Consider the following 20,901-nt stretch of genomic DNA (forward strand, 5'->3'; position numbering starts at 1 on the left):
TCAAAAATCTCTTTTTTAATTAAAGTCAAACTTAAATGTAATTCGCCCTACTTTGAAGCAAAAAACCGCAAAGCGACACATCTCAATTTCGTACAAACTGACAGAATCTTAGCATAGGGGCTATCAGTCATCAAAATGATATTATTTCTAAATGGAACAAGCCGCTAAAGAAACACTACCAATATCCCTAGAAGACGAAATGCGGCGGTCCTATTTGGACTACGCAATGAGCGTCATTGTCGGCAGAGCCCTGCCAGACGTGCGTGACGGCCTCAAACCGGTTCATCGCCGGGTCTTATTTGCGATGTATGAATTAAACAACGATTGGAACCGTGCTTACAAAAAATCTGCCCGTATAGTTGGCGATGTGATTGGTAAATACCATCCACATGGCGATTCTGCGGTGTATGACACCATTGTTCGCATGGCCCAGGATTTCTCTCTGCGCTATATGCTGGTTGACGGGCAGGGTAACTTTGGCTCCGTAGACGGTGATAACGCTGCTGCAATGCGGTATACCGAGATCCGCCTCCGCAAGATCGCCCATGAATTATTGGCCGATTTGGATAAGGAAACCGTGGATTTCGGGCCAAACTACGACGGTAGTGAGAAAGAACCCCTCATTCTTCCTGCAAAAGTACCTAATTTGCTGATTAACGGCAGTTCAGGTATTGCAGTGGGTATGGCGACCAATATCCCTCCCCATAACTTGGATGAGGTGATTGCAGCCTGCTTGCATGTGCTGCACAACCCAGATTGCACGATTGACGAGCTGATTGAGATCATTCCTGCGCCAGATTTCCCGACCGCCGGCATTATTTATGGCGTTCAAGGGGTTCGCGAGGGCTATCGTACTGGCCGTGGCCGCGTGGTGATGCGTGCCAAAACCCACTTTGAAGACCTCGACAAGGGTTCCCGTCAAGCCATCATCGTTGATGAGTTGCCTTACCAGGTCAATAAAAAGAACTTGCTCGAGCGTATTGCCGAGTTGGTGAATGAGAAAAAAGTAGAAGGCATTTCTGATCTACGTGATGAGTCTGATAAGTCAGGTATGCGCGTAGTGATCGAACTTAAACGCGGTGAAGTGCCTGAAGTAGTTCTCAACAATTTGTATAAGAGCACTCAACTGCAAGACAACTTTGGTATGAACATGGTGGCTCTGGTGGATAACCAGCCGCGCCTGTTGAACTTAAAGCAAATGCTCGAGTACTTCTTGCAGCATCGTCGTGAAGTGGTTACTCGTCGTACGATTTTTGAATTACGTAAAGCACGCGAGCGTGGCCATGTCTTAGAAGGCTTAGCGGTTGCATTGGCAAATATAGATGAATTTATCGCCATCATTAAAGCTGCTGCAAACCCAGTCGTTGCTAAACAAGAATTGATGAGCAAGCCATGGGACTCATCGATGGTGCGCGAGATGTTAGCGCGTGCCGAGACGGATACCCCGGGTGGACGCAACGCTTATCGCCCTGAAGGTTTGTTGCCTGAGTACGGCATGCAGACTTCCGGTTTATATCGTTTGTCCGATAGCCAGGCGCAAGAAATTTTGCAGATGCGTTTGCAACGCTTGACTGGCCTTGAGCAAGACAAGATTGTGAATGAGTACAAAGATGTGATGGCAGAGATTTCTGACTTGCTCGACTTACTTTCTAAGCCTGAGCGCGTCACTCAAGTCATTGAGTCTGAATTAAAAGAAGTGCAAGCCGAATTTGGTATTGCTGGTGGAGACTCTGGCCGTCGTTCATTCATCGAAATGAATGCTACTGAGTTGTTCACGGAAGATTTGATCACGCCGCAAGATATGGTGGTCACACTTTCCAATACCGGCTACATGAAGAGTCAGCCTCTGAGTGAATACCGTGCGCAAAAGCGTGGTGGTCGTGGCAAGCAAGCTGCAGCTACTAAGAATGAAGACTGGATTGAAACACTCTTCGTTGCGAATACGCATGACATCATTCTCTGCTTCTCTGATCGTGGACGCATGTACTGGCTCAAAGTGTGGGAAGTTCCACAAGGTAGCCGTAACTCGCGTGGTAAGCCGATCGTCAACATGTTCCCATTGATTGAAGGTGAAAAGATCACAGTGATTCTCCCAATCAAGGGATATCAGGATGATCATTACGTCTTTATGGCAACGAGCTTGGGTACAGTGAAGAAGACGCGTTTGTCTGATTTCTCTAATCCACGTAAGGCTGGAATTATTGCTGTCGACTTAAATGAAAACGACTTCTTAGTTGGCGCTGCTATTACCGATGGTCAGCATGATGTGATGTTGTTCTCTGATGCTGGTAAAGCAGTGCGCTTTGATGAGAATGATGTTCGCCCAATGGGTCGTACTGCGCGCGGAGTGCGCGGTATGAACTTAGGTGAAGGTCATCAAGTAATCGCTATGTTAGTTGCTCCCGCTGAAGCCGCAGAAGGTGCTGAAGCAGTTGTGGTTGATGCGAATGGCCTCGCCATTCCAAGTAGCGTTCTGACCGCAACAGAAAATGGTTTTGGTAAGCGTACCCCGATTGGTGAATATACCCGTCATGGTCGCGGCACTAAAGGCATGATCGCGATTCAGACAACTGAGCGTAACGGCAAAGTAGTTGCCGCTGCTTTGGTATCGCCTGAAGATCAAATTATGTTGATCACCACTGGCGGCATCTTAGTGCGCACACGTGTTTCAGAGATTCGTGAGATGGGGCGCGCAACCCAAGGCGTCACTTTGATTAACGTCGATGAAGGTACGCGTTTGTCGGGCTTACAGCGGATTGCTGAGAGCGATTCTGATGATGAGAATGATTTGGACGATGGTGAAGAGGGCGAAGAAGGTGATGTAGCCGCTAATCCAGTAGTGGACTCCAATTCCGATGAAGCTGGTGATGCCTAATTGGCATTCATACAAGGTTAATTAACTCATCATGACGTTTGACCGCCGCATTTTCAATTTCGCTGCGGGGCCCGCTACTCTGCCTGAAGAGGTATTACAGCAGGCCGCTGCGGAGATGTTGAATTGGCAGGGCTTGGGTGCAAGCGTCATGGAGGTAAGCCATCGCGGCAAGGAGTTTATGGCCCTGTATGGGGAAGTGCTGCAAGATTTACGCACCCTCATGCGCATTCCTGATTCCTATGAAATATTGATGCTTCAAGGTGGTGGCTTAGGTCAGAATGCCGCCATACCAATGAACTTGATGCCTTTAGCGAAGAATGGCCCTATGGCCGATTTTTTAGTGACTGGTATTTGGTCTGAAAAGTCATTTAAAGAGGCGGAGAAGTATGGTTTTGCTCATCTAGCGGCATCTTCCGCCTCTGACAAATTCAATACGATTCCCCCAAGGTCTTCTTGGCAGCTATCTGATGACGCTGCTTACGTTCATTACTGTGCCAATGAAACCATTGGTGGCGTGGAGTTTCCAGGGGTGCCAGATGTGAATGGCAAGTTATTGGTTGCGGATATTTCTAGCAATATCCTTTCCAAAGAAATGGATGTCACAAAGTGCGGAGTATGGTTTGGTGGTGCACAAAAAAATATTGGCCCATCCGGCGTGACGATTGTGATCGTGCGCAAAGATTTAATGGGACACAGCATGAAGATCACCCCATCGATTTGGGATTGGTCCAAACAAGCGGCAACTGATTCAATGCTCAACACGCCGCCAACTTTTTCAATTTACATGGCTGGGCTAGGCTTTAAGTGGTTGCTAAAACAGGGCGGTGTTAAGGCGATTGAAAAGCGCAATCAAGAAAAAGCGGACTTACTCTACAACTTCTTGGATCAAAGCAGTCTTTATGAGAATCGAATTCCTAAAGAATATCGCTCGCGAATGAATGTCACTTTCTTCCTGAAGGACGAGAGCTTAAATGCTCAGTTTTTAGAGCAATCCAATACGGCAGGATTAGTTGCGTTGCGCGGTCATAAGGCTGCGGGTGGTATGCGCGCCAGCATTTACAACGCAATGCCACTTGAGGGTGTCAAAGCGCTAGTGGAATTTATGCGTGACTTTGAAAGGCGTGCTTAATGAGTAACGAAGAACAGCGCCTAGCGCCGATCCGCGACAAGATTGATGCGCTGGATGCAGAAATTTTAGATTTATTGACTCAGCGTGCGCAAGCAGCTCAAGAAGTCGGCCACATTAAAGGTGACTTTTTATCGCCAGTCTTTAGACCTGAGCGTGAGCGTCAAGTAGTTTCAAGGCTTCAAGGTATTAACAAGGGCCCTTTACTGCCTGATGGGATTGCCGCAATTTGGCGTGAAGTCATGTCGGCTTGCAGAGCTCTTGAAGCTCGTCAGACGATTGCCTATCTTGGGCCGGTCGGAACATTTTCAGAGCAAGCAGCACAAACCTACTTTGGTCACTCGATTGCAGGTTTGCCTTGTAACAGCCTTGATGAAGTATTCAAGGCGGTAGAGAAGGGCGCGGCGCAATTTGGTGTTGTTCCGGTAGAAAATTCCAGTGAGGGTGCAATTTCAAGAACCTTGGATTTGCTGTTAGATTCTCCAATGCGGATTAGCGGCGAAGTGGTTCTTCCTATTCGTCACCATCTCTTAACTAAGAGTGGTAATTTGGATGGCGTAACTACGGTTTGCGCTCACGCACAAGCTTTAGCGCAGTGTCAGCAATGGCTGAGTTTGCATGCCCCCCAGTTAAAGCGCCAGGCTGTTAGCAGTAATGCTGAGGCTGCCCGTATGGCATCTATTGACCCAACATTAGCAGCGATTGCTGGCGACCCTGCTCAAGAGGCTTATGGCCTCCAAGCGGTTGCCGCACAGATTCAAGATGACCCACATAACCGTACCCGTTTTGTGGTGGTGGGTACTTATGAATGTCAACCTACCGGCAAGGATCAAACCTCTTTAGTGCTTTCGGTGGATAACCAGCCTGGCGCTGTGCATCGTCTGTTGGAGCCTTTGGCTAAGCATGGTGTTTCCATGAATCGCTTCGAGTCTCGCCCTGCGCGCAAAGGTACTTGGGAATATCACTTCTATATTGACGTTGCCGGACATACTAATGATGCAAAGGTAGCTAAAGCGTTGGAAGACTTAAAAGCCGCGGCTGCCTTTTATAAAAACCTTGGCTCATATCCTCACTCAGCATGACCACTAAATCTAATATCGGTTTAAAGCATATTCATGCAATTGCGCCTTATGTCGGTGGGCGACCCATCAGCGAAGTCGCGCGCGAGTACGGGTTGGATGAAAGCAAGATTGTGAAGCTGGCATCCAATGAGAATCCGTTGGGTATGCCAAAGTCAGCACAAGATGCGATGCTCAGGGCAGCGGCAGACTTAGGTCGTTACCCAGATTCCAACGGCTTTGAATTAAAGAATGTGTTATCTGCTCGCTTAGGTGTCCCAACGGATTGGATTACCTTGGGCAATGGTAGTAACGATATTTTGGAATTAGCCGCCCGTGCAGTAGCTCAAGCTGGCGATGAAGTGATTTTTTCTAAACATGCTTTTGCTGTTTATCCATTAGCCACTCAAGCTGTTGGTGCAAAGGCAATTGAAGTAGCCGCTACTGAAGCGTATGGCCATGATTTGCCTGCCATGTTGCAAGCAGTTAAAGCTGCTGGAGATAAAGCTAAGCTAGTCTTTGTAGCTAATCCCAATAATCCTACTGGTAGCTATTTAAGCGCCAGAGAGATTGAAGATTTCTTGATGGCCGTTCCCGCTCATGTGGTGGTGGTATTGGATGAGGCCTATAACGAATACCTTACTCCTGAACAGCGTTACGACGCGATTGCTTGGGTTAAGCGTTTTCCGAACATGATTTTGTCACGTAGCTTTTCTAAAGCGTATGGCTTAGCTGGTTTGCGCATTGGTTATGGCGTGGCTCAGCCCGCTTTGACCGATTTACTCAATCGCATTCGTCAGCCGTTTAACGTCAATAGCCTTGCACAGGCCGCAGCGATTGCGGCATTTCAAGATTCCGCTTTCTTGCAACAAGGCTTTGAATTAAATCGTGCGGGCTTTACTCAACTCACTCAAGCTTTTGATGGGCTTGGCCTCACTTATTTGCCTTCTGCTGGTAACTTTGTATTGGTGAAGGTGGGTGAGGATGATGGAGCTGGTGCGCGGATTAATTTGGAACTGCTCAAGCGCGGCATTATTGTTCGCCCAGTGGGTAATTATGGTTTGCCACAATGGTTACGCATTTCAATTGGCCTCTCTCAAGAGAATGCGGCCTTTATTGCCGCTCTCAGAGATATTCTGGATCAGCGATAACTCAACTCAATAGTCAGTATCTAAATTTAAAACGCCAATGGCCATCATTAATCCATCTAGTAATTACGGCACTGTCACTATTGTCGGTGTTGGCTTGATTGGTGCCTCTTTAGGTTTGGCATTAAAAAAAGCAGGTGTCGTCAATCGGGTTTTAGGCGTTGGTCGTAGCGTAGAGAATCTCGATCAAGCTCTTAAGATGGGTGCAATTGATGCTGTAGTGGACTTAGTCGAGGCCGCTAAACAGTCCGATGTGATTGTGTTGTGTGTGCCAGTGGCACAGATGCGTGCTGCCTTTGAAGTAATTGAGCCTTACCTAGAGCCTCGGACCATGTTGACGGATGCTGGTAGCACTAAAGGCGATGTGATTTTGGCTGCCAAGGAGGTGCTAGGTAAGAAGGTCTGCCAGCTTGTACCAGCTCACCCGATTGCAGGTGGTGCGCAACATGGTGCAAGCGCTGCTAAAGCCGATCTTTTTGAGGGCAAGCAAACGATTCTTTGTCCGCTACAAGAAAACTCCCCACAAGATACGGATTTAATCGAAGGCTTTTGGCAGTCAGTTGGCTCTGTCGTTAAAAAGATCTCTTGTGTGCAGCATGATGCAATTTACGCAGCTGTTTCTCATTTGCCACACATTCTGTCTTATGCGCTGATGGCAAGCGTAGTGAACTCCGAAGATGCCGAGCAAAAGCTTAGCCATGTAGGTGCTGGGTTTAAGGATTTCACGCGCATCGCCGCTTCCAGCCCTGAGATGTGGCGCGATATCTGCCTAGGCAATCGCACCGCGGTTCTGAAAGAGCTTGATCAATATTTGCTCGTCGTTAATCACATGCGTAAGTTGATTGCTGATAATGATGGTGCTGGCTTGGAAAAATTATTTAATAAAGCAAGTAAAGCACGTCAAGATTTGGATGTGCTCTGATGAGTTCAAGCCCGGACATCACAATTGGACCATTTCAGAAAGCGCAAGGCTCGATCGTCTTGCCAGGCTCCAAGAGTATTTCTAATCGCGCTTTATTGTTGGCCGCACTTTCGACAGGCATAACCACACTCAACAATTTGTTAGATTCTGATGACACACAAGTAATGCGTAATGCTTTGCGTCAGCTGGGCTTAACCGTAACTGACCAGGCAGACAAAGTCTGTGTGGTTGAAGGTTGCGGTGGCAAGTTCCCGATTCAAAATGCAGATCTCTTTATGGGTAATGCAGGTACAGCGATCCGCCCTCTAACGGCAGCTCTAGCAATGCAAGGGGGTAACTACCGATTGTCTGGAGTGCCACGCATGCATGAGCGACCCATTCGTGATTTGGTTGATGGATTGCGTCAAGTGGGCGCAAAGATTGATTACGAATTGCAAAAAGGTTATCCGCCGATCAAGATTATTGCCTCTGATATTGAAATCAAAGATGTTGTGAAGGTGCGTGGCGATGTCTCCAGTCAATTCCTCACTGCGCTACTGATGGCTTTGCCTTTGGTAGCAAAAGAACCCGTCAAGATTGAAGTCATTGGCGAACTGATCTCTCGCCCTTATATCGATATCACGCTAAAGTTGATGGCGCGCTTTGGTGTCAAAGTGGCTTGTCCTGATGCGCAGACGTTTGTAATTCCCGCTAAGAATTCTGACGTGGTATATCAAAGTCCTGGAGTGTTATCTGTTGAGGGTGATGCATCGTCCGCCTCCTACTTTTTAGCTCTTGGCGCAATTGGCGGTGGGTTAGTACGTGTCTTAGGTGTTGGTAGCGAGAGCATTCAGGGTGACGTTGCTTTTGCCGACGCTCTGGCATTGATGGGTGCAACCATTTCCTCTGGCGAAGATTGGATTGAGGTCTCTGGCGTTAAGAATGCGAGCGGCAAACTGAATGGCATCACCATTGATTGCACGGAGATTCCGGATGCGGCGATGACTTTGGCAGTTGTGGCCTTGTTTGCTCAAGGCCCAACCCGCTTAAACAATATTGCCAGTTGGCGCGTCAAAGAAACCGACCGCATTGCTGCAATGGCTAAAGAGCTAAAAAAAGTAGGCGCTCTTGTTGAGGAGGGGGCTGATTACATCGTAGTTCAAGCACCCAAGACTCCTTCTGATTGGAAGTCTCCTGCCGATGGTATTGATACCTATGATGACCATCGCATGGCGATGTGTTTCTCATTGGCTGCTTTTGGCCCTAATGCCATTCAGATCAATGATCCCAATTGCGTTGCTAAAACTTTCCCAACTTACTTTGCTGAGTTTGCAAAGATCGTTGCCTAGAACTCTCTTTTGATGAATTTGCCTCCTGTCATCGCCATTGATGGACCTACTGCCTCTGGCAAAGGGACGGTCGCTTCCTTGGTGGCAGATAAGTTGGGCTTTCATTATTTGGATAGCGGCGCACTCTATCGGCTAGTTGCACTGGGAAGTCAAAAAGCATCAATTGACCCCCAAAACGGCTCAGAACTGGGTATTTTGGCCAAAAAACTGGTGATTTCCTTCAAAAATGGCCAAATTTTGCTCAATTCTGAGGATGTGACGGATGCTATTCGTACTGAAAGTATCGGTTTACGTGCATCTGCAATTGCAGTCCATCCAGAGGTTAGACAGGCTTTAGTTGGTGTTCAGCATGGTTTTAGAGTTGCTCCAGGTCTAGTTGCCGATGGTCGCGACATGGCCAGCGTGATATTTCCAGACGCAGTTTTGAAGGTTTTTCTCACTGCGACGGCTGAAGCTAGAGCCGAACGTCGGTATAAGCAATTGATAGCTAAGGGAATTTCTGCTAAACTTGACAACTTGCTGCATGATTTGCAAGAGCGAGATGCCAGAGACAGTAGTCGAGGCGCAGCGCCTTTGTTAGTTGCAGACGGTGCCAAAGTGCTTGAAACGTCAGAATTATCGATAGATCAAGCAGTTAAGACAGTTTTAGATTGGTATCAGTCAAAAACAGCTTAGTTTTTTGGTAAGCAGTAAACAGTAGTAGAAGTTGTTTCGGTGTCTTAAGAAACTCTACAACGCGATTATCAAATTTAGCGTGTTTCTTGGGGCTTTTTTAACCTAACCCGTCAGGCCTTCTGGCGGCACAAAGTGAATATATAAATGTCTGAATCATTTGCAGAACTATTTGAAGAATCATTAACCCGATCGAATATGAAGACCGGCCAAGTTATTTCGGCTGAAGTACTTCGCATCGACCATAACTTCGTCGTTGTTAACGCTGGATTGAAATCCGAAGCGTTTATTCCTGTTGAAGAATTCCATAACGACGCTGGCGAGATTGAAGTAGCTCCTGGCGATTTCGTTTCTGTTGCTATTGACGCTCTTGAGAACGGCTATGGCGACACAATCCTTTCCCGTGACAAAGCAAAACGCTTGGCATCATGGATGAATTTGGAAAAAGCTCTTGAGCAAGCTGAGATCGTTACTGGTACTGTTACCGGTAAGGTTAAAGGCGGCTTAACAGTAATGGTTAACGGTATCCGCGCATTCTTGCCAGGATCACTCGTTGATACACGTCCAATCAAAGACACCAGCCCTTACGAAGGTAAGACGATGGAGTTCAAGGTTATCAAGCTTGACCGTAAGCGTAACAACGTCGTGTTGTCACGTCGTGCGGTTGTTGAAGCTAGCCAAGGTGAAGAGCGCGCTAAGTTGATGTCTAACCTCAAAGAAGGTAGCGTTGTTCAAGGTATCGTTAAGAACATCACTGACTACGGCGCATTCGTGGACCTCGGTGGTATCGATGGCCTCTTGCACATTACCGATTTGGCATGGCGTCGTGTGCGTCACCCAAGCGAGATGTTGACTGTTGGTCAAGAAGTTACCGCGAAGATTTTGAAGTTCGATCAAGAGAAAAACCGTGTTTCACTCGGCGTGAAACAACTTGGTGATGATCCATGGGTTGGTATCGCTCGTCGTTACCCACCAAACACCCGTTTATTCGGCAAGGTAACCAACCTGACTGATTACGGCGCATTCGTAGAAATCGAATCTGGTATCGAAGGTTTGGTACACGTATCTGAAATGGACTGGACTAACAAAAACGTTGCTCCAAGCAAAGCTACTGCATTAGGAACCGAAGTTGAAGTGATGGTTCTGGATATTGATGAAGACAAGCGTCGTATTAGCTTGGGCATCAAGCAGTGCAAAGCTAATCCATGGGAAGAGTTCTCACGTGGCCAGCAAAAAGGCGACAAGCTCACTGGCGCAATCAAGTCTATTACTGACTTTGGTGTGTTCATTGGTTTGCCTGGCGGTATCGACGGTTTAGTTCACCTCTCAGACCTTTCATGGAATGAGCCAGGCGAAGAAGCTGTTAAGAAATACAAAAAAGGCGACGAAGTTGAAGCTACTGTATTGGCTATTGATGTTGAGAAAGAGCGTATCTCTCTTGGTATCAAGCAATTGTCTGGTGACCCATTCAATAACTACACATCCGTAAGCGACAAGGGTAGCCTTGTAACTGGTACTGTGAAGGCTGTTGATGCTAAGGGTGCAACTATTCACTTGGCTGATGAAGTTGAAGCTTACTTACGTGCTTCTGAGATCTCAACAGATCGCGTTGAAGATGCACGCAATGTATTGAAAGAGGGCGATAGCGTAACTGCAATGATCATCAACATTGATCGTAAGTCACGCGTAATCAATCTTTCAATCAAAGCTAAAGACAGCTCTGACCAACAAGACGCTATGAGCAAGCTCCAGGGTGATGCGCAGTCCGGCACAACCAACTTGGGTGCTTTGTTAAAAGCGAAGTTGGACAATCAAGGCTAAATCAATATCGCCGCTTTCCATTAGGAGAGCGGCGGTTTTTTATTGATAGATCATGTCAGATCAAGAGCAACAAGCAATTACTCGCTCCGAACTTGTGGAGAGCTTGGCGGAACAGTTTCCCCAGCTACTGCCAAGGGACGTGGAGTTGGCCGTAAAAACATTGCTAGACACCATGACTCACGCTTTGGCTGAAGGCAAGCGGATTGAGTTGCGCGGTGTTGGTAGTTTTGTTTTGCATCATCGTCCTGCGCGTACTGGTCGTAACCCAAAATCTGGTGAGAAGGTATTGATCCCAGAAAAGCGTGTTCCCCATTTCAAGCCTGGCAAAGAATTACGTGAGCGTGTTGACTACAAGCCTCTGAAGCAAGTGAGCCCTAAAGAGGGTTCTGGTGCCTAGTCACATAGCGCATATCCAGCGGTCCATTCGGACCATTTTTTTATTTAAGTTCTGTACAACATGATTCAGATCGCAACCTCCTGGCTACTGTTAATTCCAGTGATGTTTGGCATTGGCTGGCTAGCCTCGCGCTGGGATTTGCGTCTTGAGAATCGTATGGATGAGCGTGAGCGGATGCGTCAGCAGCGCTCAACATTTAAAGGCTTAAGTCTTTTATTAAATGAGCAGCCAGATCAGGCGATTGAAACGCTAGTCAAGATTGCGCAACTTGACCCTGAAACTATCGAACTTCATTTTGCTTTGGGTAATTTATTCCGTCGACGTGGCGAGACTGAGCGTGCCATTCGAGTTCACCAGCACTTGGCTAACCGCGATGACTTAAAGCCGCGCGACAGAGATCATGCCGCCTATGAATTAGGCCGGGATTTTTTACGCGCTGGTTTATTGGATCGAGCCGAAGCATCATTAAATCGTGTGGGTGATGGTAAGTTCGCCGCCCCTGCGAAAGAGAGTTTGCTGGAGATGTACCAGATTGAGAGAGACTGGAAAAAAGCCATCATTGCCGCTAGCGAGCTGGAGGGCTTGCAAGGAAAATCACACCATACTGAGATTGCTCAGTTTTATTGCGAGCTTGGTCAAGAAGCCTTGCGTCGAAAGGATCTGCCTGAGGTCGAGCAATCGGTTCAATCGGCATTGCAAGCGGTTCCTCATCATGCCCGCGCATTAATTTTGCAGGGAGACTATCTCATCGCAATGGATCGCCCAGCTCAGGCAATTGATGTATGGGCTGTGATCGCTAAAACACATCCCGCTTACATGCACTTGCTTGCGGATCGTTGGATGGCGGCTCACTCCGCGCTGAATAAAGCGGATGATGGATTAAGCGCACTCTGCGAGCTATTAAAAACCCAGGCTTCTGGCGAGCTACTGGATATTGTTCAAAAGCATATGACTCAAATTCGTGGCGCGCAAGCTGCTGAAGTCATGTTGGTTGAGGTGATGCAGCACTCACCTAGTTTGAGCGCGCTCTCCAAGTTAGCGGAGACCCGTTTAGCTTTAGCGGAAAGCAATGGCACCGCAGAAAGAATTTCTGACTTGCAGGCCACTTTGAGTTTATTAAAGCAGCGTACGACGAGTTTGGCTCGTTATACCTGCGGTAATTGTGGTTTCCGTGCGAGACGTTTTTATTGGCAGTGTCCTGGTTGCAATCATTGGGAGGCCTACTCCCCAAGACGAAGTGAGGGAGCCGTTCCTAGTGGCCCTTCAATGTAATCTGACTCGCAATTACTGACCTAATACTGAATTACTTGGAGATATTTTGAAAGTCACCATCATCGGCAGCGGTTACGTTGGCCTAGTCACAGGCGCTTGCCTTGCGGAGCAGGGTAATAACGTTTTTTGTGTAGACGTTGACCCCAAGAAAATTGAGATTCTCAACTCTGGCAGCGTACCAATTTATGAGCCAGGATTAAAAGAGATGATTGAGCGCAATCGCGCCGCAGGTAGATTGCAGTTCTCAACTGATATTGCCGCTTCTGTTGCCCATGGCGATATTCAATTTATCGCTGTTGGCACTCCTCCAGATGAGGATGGCTCAGCTGATCTGCAATATGTTGTAGCAGCCGCCCGTAATATTGGTCGTCATATGACTGCCCCTAAAGTGATCGTAGATAAATCGACTGTGCCAGTCGGCACCGCTGATAAGGTCTCAGGAGCTATTGCCGAGGAACTTGCTAAACGTGGTTTATCTCCAGAGCTCTGTTCAGTAGTCTCCAATCCAGAATTCCTGAAAGAGGGCGCTGCAGTCGAAGACTTTATGCGCCCAGATCGCATTGTGATTGGTACGCAAAGTACCCCAGCAGGCCTGCGCGCTAAAGAGCAGATGCGTAAACTCTACGCCCCCTTTAATCGCCATCATGAGCGTACCTATTACATGGACGTTAAAAGCGCTGAGCTCACTAAATACGCTGCTAATGCCATGTTAGCTACTCGCATCTCATTCATGAATGAGTTAGCCAATCTAGCTGACTTGGTTGGGGCAGATATCGAAGCGGTGCGCCAAGGTATTGGTTCAGACTCACGCATTGGTTATGGCTTTTTGTACTCCGGTACTGGCTATGGAGGTTCATGCTTTCCAAAGGATGTCTCTGCTTTGTCAAAGACCGCGATTGAGCATGGCCGAGATCTCAAGATCCTCGATGCTGTAGAGGCAGTGAACGAAGCCCAAAAATATATCCTGGTTGAGAAGATCGAAAAACGTTTTGGCAAGGATTTGTCGGGCAAGAAGTTTGCCTTGTGGGGCTTAGCATTTAAGCCAAACACCGACGATATGCGCGAAGCCCCTAGTCGGGTGATTATTCAAGAGCTGGTAAAGAGGGGTGCTCAGGTGGTGGCTTATGACCCAGTAGCCATGCCAGAAGCCAAACACTGCCTGGAGCTAGACTTCAAAGGTAATCCGGAGGGACTTAATCAAGTTAGCCTGGTTGATGATCCTATGTCAGCTACCCAAGGCGCCGACGCCCTAGTGATCGTCACTGAGTGGAAAGCTTTCCGTAGCCCAGATTTTGACCTTCTCAAAGCCAAACTGAAGAGCCCCATCATCTTTGATGGTCGTAACTTGTATGAGCCGCAGTCTATGCAAGAATTAGGGATTGAGTACCAAGGTATTGGTCGTCATAATTAATCGTAAGTATAAAAAGAGTCCATTAGAGAGATTAGTGCCCCGTGGAAAAAGCTAACCGAGAACAATTTTCTAAAGCCCGCTTATTAGTAGTGGGCGATGTCATGCTTGATCGCTATTGGTTTGGTGACACCAATCGGATTTCTCCTGAGGCGCCAGTCCCCGTGGTTCAGGTAGGCAAGATTGATGAGCGCTTAGGTGGTGCCGCTAACGTAGCTCGTAACGTAGCCGCTCTGGGTGCAAAGACAACGATCCTAGGCGTTATTGGTGACGATGAGCCCGGTCGTCGCGTCACAGATCTACTGAAGTCTAGTGGCGTTGATAGCCAACTTGAGGTCGATAGCAAAGTACCGACTACTGTGAAGTTACGTGTCATTGCAAGGCAGCAGCAATTGATTCGCTTGGATTTTGAAGAGGCACCTAGTGAATCAGCTCTAGCCCATAAGCTGGAGCGTTATGAAAAGCTCGTAGGCGATTCTGATGTGGTGATTTTGTCTGACTATGGCAAAGGCGCATTGGGTCAGGTTGCATTAATGATCGAGCAGGCGCGCGCTCAGAAGAAAATGATTTTAGTTGATCCTAAAGGTGATGATTACGCTAAATATCGCGGCGCAACTGTGCTTACTCCAAACCGGAGTGAGTTGCGCCAAGTAGTTGGTCAATGGACTAGCGAAGAAGATCTCACAAAGAGAGCGCAAGATCTCAGAAAATCTTTAAATCTAGAGGCGCTTCTTCTGACTCGCTCTGAGGAGGGGATGAGTTTATTTACGGATGCTGGAGTGAGTCACGTGAAAGCCCAGGCGCGTGAAGTGTTTGATGTGTCTGGTGCGGGTGATACCGTGATTGGCACGCTCGCGGTAGCATTGGCAGCAGGTTGGCCGCTCGAAAGAGCGATGGCTTTGGCAAATCGGGCTGGTGGTATTGTGGTTGGTAAATTAGGCACAGCTACCGTTACTTCTGAGGAATTGCAATGACCATTATCGTAACCGGCGCCGCTGGATTTATTGGTGCCAATATTGTTCAAGCGCTTAACGCGCGTGGCGAGAAAAATATCATCGCGGTCGATGATTTGCGTCCAGCTGATAAGTACCGCAATCTAGCGGACTTAGACATCATCGACTATCTTGATAAAGATGAATTTCTAGAGGCATTTAGAAGCGGTCGTTTTGGTAAGGTGAAAGCAGTCTTTCATGAAGGTGCTTGCTCCGATACGATGGAAACCGATGGCATCTTCATGATGGCAAATAATTTCCGCTACACCATGGATTTGCTGGATATTTGTACCGAGCAAAAAGTCCAATTACTCTACGCCTCATCTGCGGCAACCTACGGCGGTTCTGATGTCTTTGTAGAGAGTCGCGAGCATGAAAAGCCATTGAATATCTATGGCTACTCCAAGTTCTTATTTGATCAAGTGATGCGCAAGCGCTTCGCTGAAAAAGCCAATGCCGCTCAAGTGGTTGGCTTTCGATATTTCAATGTCTATGGTCCGCGTGAGTCGCACAAAGGCCGTATGGCTTCCGTAGCCTTTCATCAATATCACCAATACAAAGCCAATGGCAAAGTAAAGTTGTTTGGTGAGTATGGCGGCTATGGTGCGGGAGAGCAAAGTCGTGACTTTGTCTCAGTGGAGGATGTCGTAAAAGTAAACCTCTACTTCTTAGATCATCCAGAAATTAGCGGTATCTTCAATCTCGGTAGTGGTCGTGCCCAGCCATTTAATGATGTTGCTCATGCAGTAGCAAATGCCATGCGTAAAATCGATAAAGCGAATCCAGCCAGTTTAGAAGAGTTGGTCAAAGAGAAGGCGATTGAGTACATCCCATTTCCGGATGCGCTCAAAGGTAAATACCAGTGCTTTACGCAGGCGGATTTAAGCAAGCTACGCGCTGCTGGCTACACAGAGCCCTTCCTTAATGTAGAGCAGGGTGTCAGTCGCTATATCGCCTGGTTATCAGCCAATGCGGATTTCCTGGCTAGCCCTCTTTAAGAGTGCTGCATATTTGATTTGATGGCCTTGTAAATTCGGGTAAATATTTTTAGTAAATATAAAACTAAAAAAAGTGCCCGCCATGTTTCCAGCGACTATCAAGCTTAGCTCGTGAAGACCATAAGGCATATTGGCGTATGCAAAATAAGCGATCCTAAAGATGGCATTGAATAGCGCGCTGAGAAATGAAAGCCAGAAAATGTTGCCAATGGAAATATTGGCAAGATTAGAGGTGATCCCAAATATTCGTTCCCATAATTTGTATGCAGCTAGGGGTGCGAGTCCGTACAAAATAGCTAGCGATATAGACTCAATCAGGGGGATGTCGCGAAAAAAGTAGATCCGTATGGCGTAGGCTAAGCCAATACTAAATGCACCAAGCCATCCAAAGGTAATGACAGCGATTAATCTATACCCCGCTGGTAGGTAAATCAAATAAATAAAATCACTTATTTTGAATGTACCCAGGTACTCACGATTTAGATAGTCAGTTACAAACCAAAGGCCTGCCGTACCAATGATAATTATCAAGTTTTGAATAAGGGTTGGCATTCTTGGGGTGATATTTATCAAATTTATAACAATCTTAGGATAACAAAGGCTGAGTATTTGAGTAATGAGGGTAATCCCGTTCTGGTGGTATTCTTATGGCAGAACATTTTTTCTACGATTGTAAAAAACTCATAGAAGGTTTTAATGAAAAATTATTTTGCTGAGGCTTTTTTTCGATTTCAACGATTACTGCAGGTGGCTGAGCAGTTACCTTCATTTCCAAATATTGATGAAATCGAAAGTAAATTGCTGGTATTGGTGGCATTGGCTGAACGAGACGGCCATCCCCTGTTAGTGGGAGATTTGCTTTGCCGCGGAGAGGTTGCATCTCAGGCTACTATTCATGGTCGTATATCCAGACTGCACGGAAAACAGCTGATTCAATTCCGGACTGATACTGATGGTCGCAAAAAATATGTTTTATCTACCACAAAGGCAAATTCTTACTTTTCTAAAATTGGCGAATGTGTGATTAAGGCCGGGAAAAGTTAACGCCTCTCCGTGAGGTATTTCTGATTCTTCTGTAGTTGTCTCGTTAATTCCAAAGTGGGGTCAACTCTTTTCATTCCCTATTCGTTTTGACTGGCCCAGGTGTATTTCTTGCTTGGGTTTTTTATTAACGGATGGAGATTAAATGAATCAATTATTAAAGTCTTTAGTATTTTCAGCATTGCTAGCAATCTCAGGTTTGGCTGCTGCCTCGCCAATCAATGTCAACACTGCTACCCAATCTGAGTTAGAGAGCATTAAGGGTATTGGACCATCTAAAGCAAAAACAATTATTGCTGAGCGTTTGGATGGAGGCCATTTTCAGGATGCTAATGATCTGCAAAAACGTGTTCGTGGGATTGGTATGAAATCTGTAGAAAAGATGGTGGATAACGGCTTAACCATTGAGGCGCCGAGCTCTTTTCGCGAGCCGCATGGTAGGACCAATAAAGAGGGCTCCAAGTCTAGTAGACGCGGTTCGCGTGGTCAAAGTGGCTCTCGTCCTAATCCGGATCGTGCGGAACCAAGTCGCCGAAATTAAACCCTTTTACGTCTAGTCTAGCTTATGGCTAAAATGGATTTATGAGCACACCTTCTTACTTAACTATTTCACAGACCGTGGGTAATACACCCCTGGTTCGTTTACAACGTATTCCTGGCGCTGAAAACTATTCTAAAAATAATCTGATCTTAGGGAAGTTGGAGGGTAATAATCCAGCGGGGTCGGTGAAGGACCGACCTGCGCTGTCGATGATCCTCCGCGCTCAAGAGCGTGGCGAAATTAAACCTGGCGACACATTGATTGAGGCTACTAGCGGAAATACTGGTATTGCATTGGCGATGACTGCTGCTATGTTGGGCTACAAGATGGTTTTGGTAATGCCTGAAAATCAAAGCATTGAGCGCCGTCAAAGTATGGCCGCTTACGGTGCGGAGTTAATCCTTACGGCAGCTTCTGGCGGCATGGAATTTGCGCGTGACTATGCGTTGCAATTGCAGAAGGAGGGTCGCGGTAGATTATTGGATCAATTCGCAAACCCTGATAACCCACGTGCCCATATCGAGACTACTGGCCCAGAAATTTGGCGCGATACCGATGGCCAGGTTACTCATTTCATTTCAGCGATGGGAACCACTGGCACCATTACTGGAGTATCTACTTATCTGAAGTCCATGAATCCCAATATTCAAATTATTGGCGCTCAGCCAGAAGAAGGTTCGCAGATTCCGGGTATTCGTAAATGGGCTCCAGAGTATCTGCCTAAGATTTATCAAGGCGACAAAGTTGATCGTATTGAGTATGTAAGTCAAGCGGATGCTGAAGAGATGGCTCGTCGCCTTGCTGCTGAAGAGGGTATCTTCTGTGGCATTTCAGCCGGCGGTGCTTTAGTGGTTGCCTTGCGAATTGCTCGCCAAGTAGAAAATGCCACGATTGTCTTTATTGTCTGTGACCGTGGTGATCGCTATCTCTCAACTGGGGTTTTCCCAGCGTAATTATTTTTTTGGTGAGTGCTATTTAAGACTATGTTGATTTTTCTTACTAGCAGCCTTTTTTGATTTAGATTTCGTAGCCTCAACTGACTTTGTTTCTCTGGTATTTGCTTTGCTTGGGATGGCCGGAACTACGCTTTGATTTTTATATCCTAGCGCTTCTGCAAATTCCGCAACGCTTTGTGCGTAAAAGTAACTGCGGTTGTACTGCACAATTGTTAGAAAGTTATTTAGTCCCACCACATAGCGCACCTGATCATTGCCATCTTTATCGGGATAGGGCAGGTCAACAATGAGTGCTTTGCTTTGGGGCTCAACACCACCAGCTTGAAGATCGCCTTGGTTTTTGATTAAGATGCCTTTATCGATGAGCTCTTGAACTGTGTACTTTAGCTGGGGTTCACCATCAGCTAGAACTCTCGCTGCGCTCACCGCGCCCTCCTGGACTGGGAAATAAATCGGCATTCCGGGCTGCCAGCCATGCTTTCTCATAAAGTTGGCTACGCTGGCAATTGCGTCTTTAGGGCTTTGCTTGAGATCAATCCGACCATCCCCATCGCCATCCACTGCAAAGCTACGAATGCTACTTGGCATGAACTGCGGTAAGCCAATGGCGCCTGCATAGGAGCTGTTTTGATTAAGGCAGGCATTAAAGCGAGGCGGGCTCAGTCCTTGACTGCTATTTTTCGCAGGTAGATTGCCGCCACCCTCGGTCCAGCACATGAGGATTAGCTCCTGGAGTTGATCTTTAAAAAGCTGTTCTCGACTGGCTTTATTGGGCGTGTCTGGATAGCTGAAGGCCAGGGTAGATAGCACGTCCTTGACCCGAAAGTTGCCAGTTTGGCGTCCATAGATGGTTTCAATGCCAATAATGGCCACAATGACCTCTGCAGGTACCCCAGATTCCTGCTCAATCTTGCTTAAGAATGCCTGGTTTTGATCCCAGAATGCCTTGCCAGCCTTCAATCTAATGGGTTCAATAAAGCGCTTGCGATAGGCCACCCAATTCTTTTTAAAGCTGCCTGATGGGGGTAACACCAATTTGCGAATAGACGGAATCGTTTTAGCATCTGAGAGGCCTAATTCAAGGCTTTCATGGGGAATTCCCTGGGTTTGGGCAATTTGGGTAATTAATTGGTTGAGGTTTTGGCTAAAGCGGGCTTGTGTCGCAGCATCCTCAGGCTGGTTTACGATAGTCTCTGTAGGGCTAACTTGCTGAGTAGGGGTGCTTGAACAGGCGCCAAGTAGTAGCGCTAGGAATAATGTTGAAGTGAGATAGGAGACGCGAAAATTCATGGATATCAGGATGGGTTTTTGAAAAGTTGACCGGTTTTATTGAATTATAAAAATTACAGTTTTGCTATTGAGGGTTTCTAGTAATGACAACAGGATACATAACTCATCCGGATTTTCTAAAACATGAGATGGGTAGTCATCATCCCGAGTGCCCAGAGCGCATCCAGGCGATCAATGATCAGTTAATTCGCAGTGGCATAGATCGTTTTTTGCATCACTTAGATGCACCATTAGCAACTGAAGATCAGCTGGAGTTAGTCCATAGCCCAGATCATATTGCCTTTGTTAAAGAGCGCTCGCCAGCCAGCGGTTACTTCATGCTGGATGGCGATACCATCATGAACCCCCACACTTGGAGCGCTGCTTTGCGTGCGGCTGGTGCGGCTATTGCGGGTGTGGATGCGGTAATGAAGGGTGAAGTTGAGAATGTATTTTGCGCGGTTCGTCCGCCAGGACATCATGCGGAGCCAACCCGCTCAATGGGATTTTGCGTCTTTGATAACGTCGCGGTAGCGGCGCGTTATGCCATGGAAGAGTACGGCATTACACGTGTAGCCATTATTGATTTTGATGTGCATCACGGCAATGGGACTGAAGCAGCATTTTTTAACGATCCTAATGTCCTGATGTGCAGCTTCTTTCAGCATCCGTTTTATCCATACAGTGGCCTAGATGGAGCAAATAACATGGTGAATGTTCCATTGCCAGCCTCTACTCGAGGGGATGTGGTGCGCTCGATAGTGGAAGAGCAGTGGTTGCCACGACTACGGGATTTTGAGCCAGAACTCATCATCATCTCTGCGGGTTTTGATGCCCACCGTGAGGACGATTTGGGGCAGATGGGCTTAGTAGAAGATGACTACGCTTGGATCACTAAGCAGCTTAAAGGGGTTGCAAGTCAATATGCCCATGGTCGTATCGTCAGTTGCCTAGAGGGCGGCTATAACCTTTCTGCTCTGGGCCGTAGCGTGGTGGCGCATGTCAAAGCACTTGCTGACATTTAATTGCAATCATTAACTCAGATTTAATTAGATTTAAAAAAGATCAATATTCAAG

At 47.1% G+C, this 20,901-nt stretch carries 18 protein-coding genes and 1 pseudogene; 17 read left to right on the forward strand and 2 right to left on the reverse strand.

Annotation, left to right across the window (positions count from 1 at the left end):
* The first annotated feature begins 151 nt into the window (after positions 1 to 151).
* The 13 genes and pseudogenes from gyrA (at position 152) to rfaD (ending at position 16,017) form a co-directional block, all read left to right on the forward strand.
* On the forward strand, positions 152 to 2,875 hold the full coding sequence (gene gyrA / locus ICN42_RS08350) for a DNA gyrase subunit A (RefSeq protein WP_216253347.1): 2,724 nt from the start codon (positions 152 to 154) through the stop codon (positions 2,873 to 2,875).
* A gap of 31 nt (positions 2,876 to 2,906) precedes the next feature.
* Positions 2,907 to 4,004 (forward strand): 3-phosphoserine/phosphohydroxythreonine transaminase, encoded by a 1,098-nt coding sequence (gene serC / locus ICN42_RS08355; protein ID WP_216253349.1) that lies wholly within the window; start codon positions 2,907 to 2,909, stop codon positions 4,002 to 4,004.
* A complete protein-coding gene (gene pheA, locus ICN42_RS08360; protein ID WP_216253351.1) occupies positions 4,004 to 5,083 on the forward strand; it encodes a prephenate dehydratase in 1,080 nt (359 codons plus the stop codon). The genes serC and pheA overlap by 1 nt, the downstream gene beginning before the upstream one ends.
* Positions 5,080 to 6,210: a histidinol-phosphate transaminase gene (hisC, locus tag ICN42_RS08365; RefSeq protein ID WP_216253354.1), complete on the forward strand. Its 1,131-nt coding sequence runs from the start codon at positions 5,080 to 5,082 to the stop codon at positions 6,208 to 6,210. Before pheA ends, hisC begins: the two co-directional genes overlap by 4 nt.
* Positions 6,211 to 6,247: 37 nt before the next feature.
* A complete protein-coding gene (locus ICN42_RS08370) occupies positions 6,248 to 7,129 on the forward strand; it encodes a prephenate dehydrogenase/arogenate dehydrogenase family protein (protein WP_216253356.1) in 882 nt (293 codons plus the stop codon).
* A complete protein-coding gene (gene aroA / locus ICN42_RS08375) occupies positions 7,129 to 8,457 on the forward strand; it encodes a 3-phosphoshikimate 1-carboxyvinyltransferase (protein WP_216253358.1) in 1,329 nt (442 codons plus the stop codon). The genes ICN42_RS08370 and aroA overlap by 1 nt, the downstream gene beginning before the upstream one ends.
* 12 nt (positions 8,458 to 8,469) lie before the next feature.
* Positions 8,470 to 9,132: a (d)CMP kinase gene (gene cmk, locus ICN42_RS08380; RefSeq protein ID WP_216253360.1), complete on the forward strand. Its 663-nt coding sequence runs from the start codon at positions 8,470 to 8,472 to the stop codon at positions 9,130 to 9,132.
* Between the two features lie 144 nt (positions 9,133 to 9,276).
* Positions 9,277 to 10,950 (forward strand): 30S ribosomal protein S1, encoded by a 1,674-nt coding sequence (gene rpsA, locus ICN42_RS08385; RefSeq protein WP_015421646.1) that lies wholly within the window; start codon positions 9,277 to 9,279, stop codon positions 10,948 to 10,950.
* 52 nt (positions 10,951 to 11,002) lie between these two features.
* Positions 11,003 to 11,299, forward strand: a pseudogene (locus tag ICN42_RS08390) (integration host factor subunit beta); the annotation flags it as partial.
* Between the two features lie 108 nt (positions 11,300 to 11,407).
* The gene (gene lapB / locus ICN42_RS08395; RefSeq protein WP_216253362.1) at positions 11,408 to 12,619 is read left to right on the forward strand and encodes a lipopolysaccharide assembly protein LapB; all 1,212 of its coding nucleotides are present in this window, start codon (positions 11,408 to 11,410) and stop codon (positions 12,617 to 12,619) included.
* A gap of 46 nt (positions 12,620 to 12,665) precedes the next feature.
* A complete protein-coding gene (locus tag ICN42_RS08400) occupies positions 12,666 to 14,030 on the forward strand; it encodes a UDP-glucose/GDP-mannose dehydrogenase family protein (RefSeq protein WP_216253364.1) in 1,365 nt (454 codons plus the stop codon).
* 41 nt (positions 14,031 to 14,071) lie between these two features.
* On the forward strand, positions 14,072 to 15,001 hold the full coding sequence (gene rfaE1, locus ICN42_RS08405) for a D-glycero-beta-D-manno-heptose-7-phosphate kinase (protein WP_216253366.1): 930 nt from the start codon (positions 14,072 to 14,074) through the stop codon (positions 14,999 to 15,001).
* Positions 14,998 to 16,017 carry an ADP-glyceromanno-heptose 6-epimerase gene (rfaD, locus tag ICN42_RS08410; protein ID WP_216253368.1) on the forward strand — a complete coding sequence of 340 codons (1,020 nt, stop codon included), beginning with the start codon at positions 14,998 to 15,000 and terminating at the stop codon, positions 16,015 to 16,017. Before rfaE1 ends, rfaD begins: the two co-directional genes overlap by 4 nt.
* Here rfaD and ICN42_RS08415 read toward each other — a convergent pair.
* The gene (locus ICN42_RS08415; RefSeq protein WP_216253370.1) at positions 15,982 to 16,452 is read right to left on the reverse strand and encodes a hypothetical protein; all 471 of its coding nucleotides are present in this window, start codon (positions 16,450 to 16,452) and stop codon (positions 15,982 to 15,984) included. The genes rfaD and ICN42_RS08415 overlap by 36 nt on opposite strands.
* A 261-nt stretch (positions 16,453 to 16,713) precedes the next feature.
* On the opposite strand from ICN42_RS08415, the gene ICN42_RS08420 reads away from it, so the two are divergent.
* The 3 genes from ICN42_RS08420 (at position 16,714) to cysM (ending at position 18,552) form a co-directional block, all read left to right on the forward strand.
* Positions 16,714 to 17,061, forward strand: a complete 348-nt coding sequence (locus ICN42_RS08420; RefSeq protein ID WP_216253371.1) for a hypothetical protein — start codon at positions 16,714 to 16,716, stop codon at positions 17,059 to 17,061.
* Between the two features lie 142 nt (positions 17,062 to 17,203).
* On the forward strand, positions 17,204 to 17,599 hold the full coding sequence (locus ICN42_RS08425; protein WP_216253373.1) for a helix-hairpin-helix domain-containing protein: 396 nt from the start codon (positions 17,204 to 17,206) through the stop codon (positions 17,597 to 17,599).
* A gap of 41 nt (positions 17,600 to 17,640) precedes the next feature.
* On the forward strand, positions 17,641 to 18,552 hold the full coding sequence (cysM, locus tag ICN42_RS08430; RefSeq protein ID WP_216253376.1) for a cysteine synthase CysM: 912 nt from the start codon (positions 17,641 to 17,643) through the stop codon (positions 18,550 to 18,552).
* A gap of 18 nt (positions 18,553 to 18,570) precedes the next feature.
* On the opposite strand, the gene ICN42_RS08435 is transcribed toward cysM, so the two are convergent.
* Positions 18,571 to 19,845, reverse strand: coding sequence for a lytic transglycosylase domain-containing protein (locus ICN42_RS08435; protein ID WP_216253377.1), 1,275 nt, complete (start codon positions 19,843 to 19,845; stop codon positions 18,571 to 18,573).
* A gap of 83 nt (positions 19,846 to 19,928) precedes the next feature.
* On the opposite strand from ICN42_RS08435, the gene ICN42_RS08440 reads away from it, so the two are divergent.
* Entirely contained in the window at positions 19,929 to 20,849 is a 921-nt protein-coding gene (locus tag ICN42_RS08440; protein WP_216253379.1) for a histone deacetylase family protein, read from the forward strand.
* Positions 20,850 to 20,901 lie beyond the last annotated feature (52 nt).

Origin of the sequence: Polynucleobacter sp. 71A-WALBACH (genome assembly GCF_018882365.1) — a bacterium.
Lineage (GTDB): Bacteria > Pseudomonadota > Gammaproteobacteria > Burkholderiales > Burkholderiaceae > Polynucleobacter.

Coding starts and splice junctions, on each gene's coding strand:
- lapB (WP_216253362.1), top strand. CDS start 11,408: ATGATTCAGATCGCAACCTCCTGGCTACTGTTAATTCCAGTGATGTTT.
- ICN42_RS08425 (WP_216253373.1), top strand. CDS start 17,204: ATGAATCAATTATTAAAGTCTTTAGTATTTTCAGCATTGCTAGCAATC.
- pheA (WP_216253351.1), top strand. CDS start 4,004: ATGAGTAACGAAGAACAGCGCCTAGCGCCGATCCGCGACAAGATTGAT.
- ICN42_RS08440 (WP_216253379.1), top strand. CDS start 19,929: ATGACAACAGGATACATAACTCATCCGGATTTTCTAAAACATGAGATG.
- gyrA (WP_216253347.1), top strand. CDS start 152: ATGGAACAAGCCGCTAAAGAAACACTACCAATATCCCTAGAAGACGAA.
- rpsA (WP_015421646.1), top strand. CDS start 9,277: ATGTCTGAATCATTTGCAGAACTATTTGAAGAATCATTAACCCGATCG.
- ICN42_RS08370 (WP_216253356.1), top strand. CDS start 6,248: ATGGCCATCATTAATCCATCTAGTAATTACGGCACTGTCACTATTGTC.
- hisC (WP_216253354.1), top strand. CDS start 5,080: ATGACCACTAAATCTAATATCGGTTTAAAGCATATTCATGCAATTGCG.
- cysM (WP_216253376.1), top strand. CDS start 17,641: ATGAGCACACCTTCTTACTTAACTATTTCACAGACCGTGGGTAATACA.
- serC (WP_216253349.1), top strand. CDS start 2,907: ATGACGTTTGACCGCCGCATTTTCAATTTCGCTGCGGGGCCCGCTACT.
- ICN42_RS08420 (WP_216253371.1), top strand. CDS start 16,714: ATGAAAAATTATTTTGCTGAGGCTTTTTTTCGATTTCAACGATTACTG.
- aroA (WP_216253358.1), top strand. CDS start 7,129: ATGAGTTCAAGCCCGGACATCACAATTGGACCATTTCAGAAAGCGCAA.
- ICN42_RS08435 (WP_216253377.1), bottom strand. CDS start 19,845: ATGAATTTTCGCGTCTCCTATCTCACTTCAACATTATTCCTAGCGCTA.
- rfaD (WP_216253368.1), top strand. CDS start 14,998: ATGACCATTATCGTAACCGGCGCCGCTGGATTTATTGGTGCCAATATT.
- cmk (WP_216253360.1), top strand. CDS start 8,470: ATGAATTTGCCTCCTGTCATCGCCATTGATGGACCTACTGCCTCTGGC.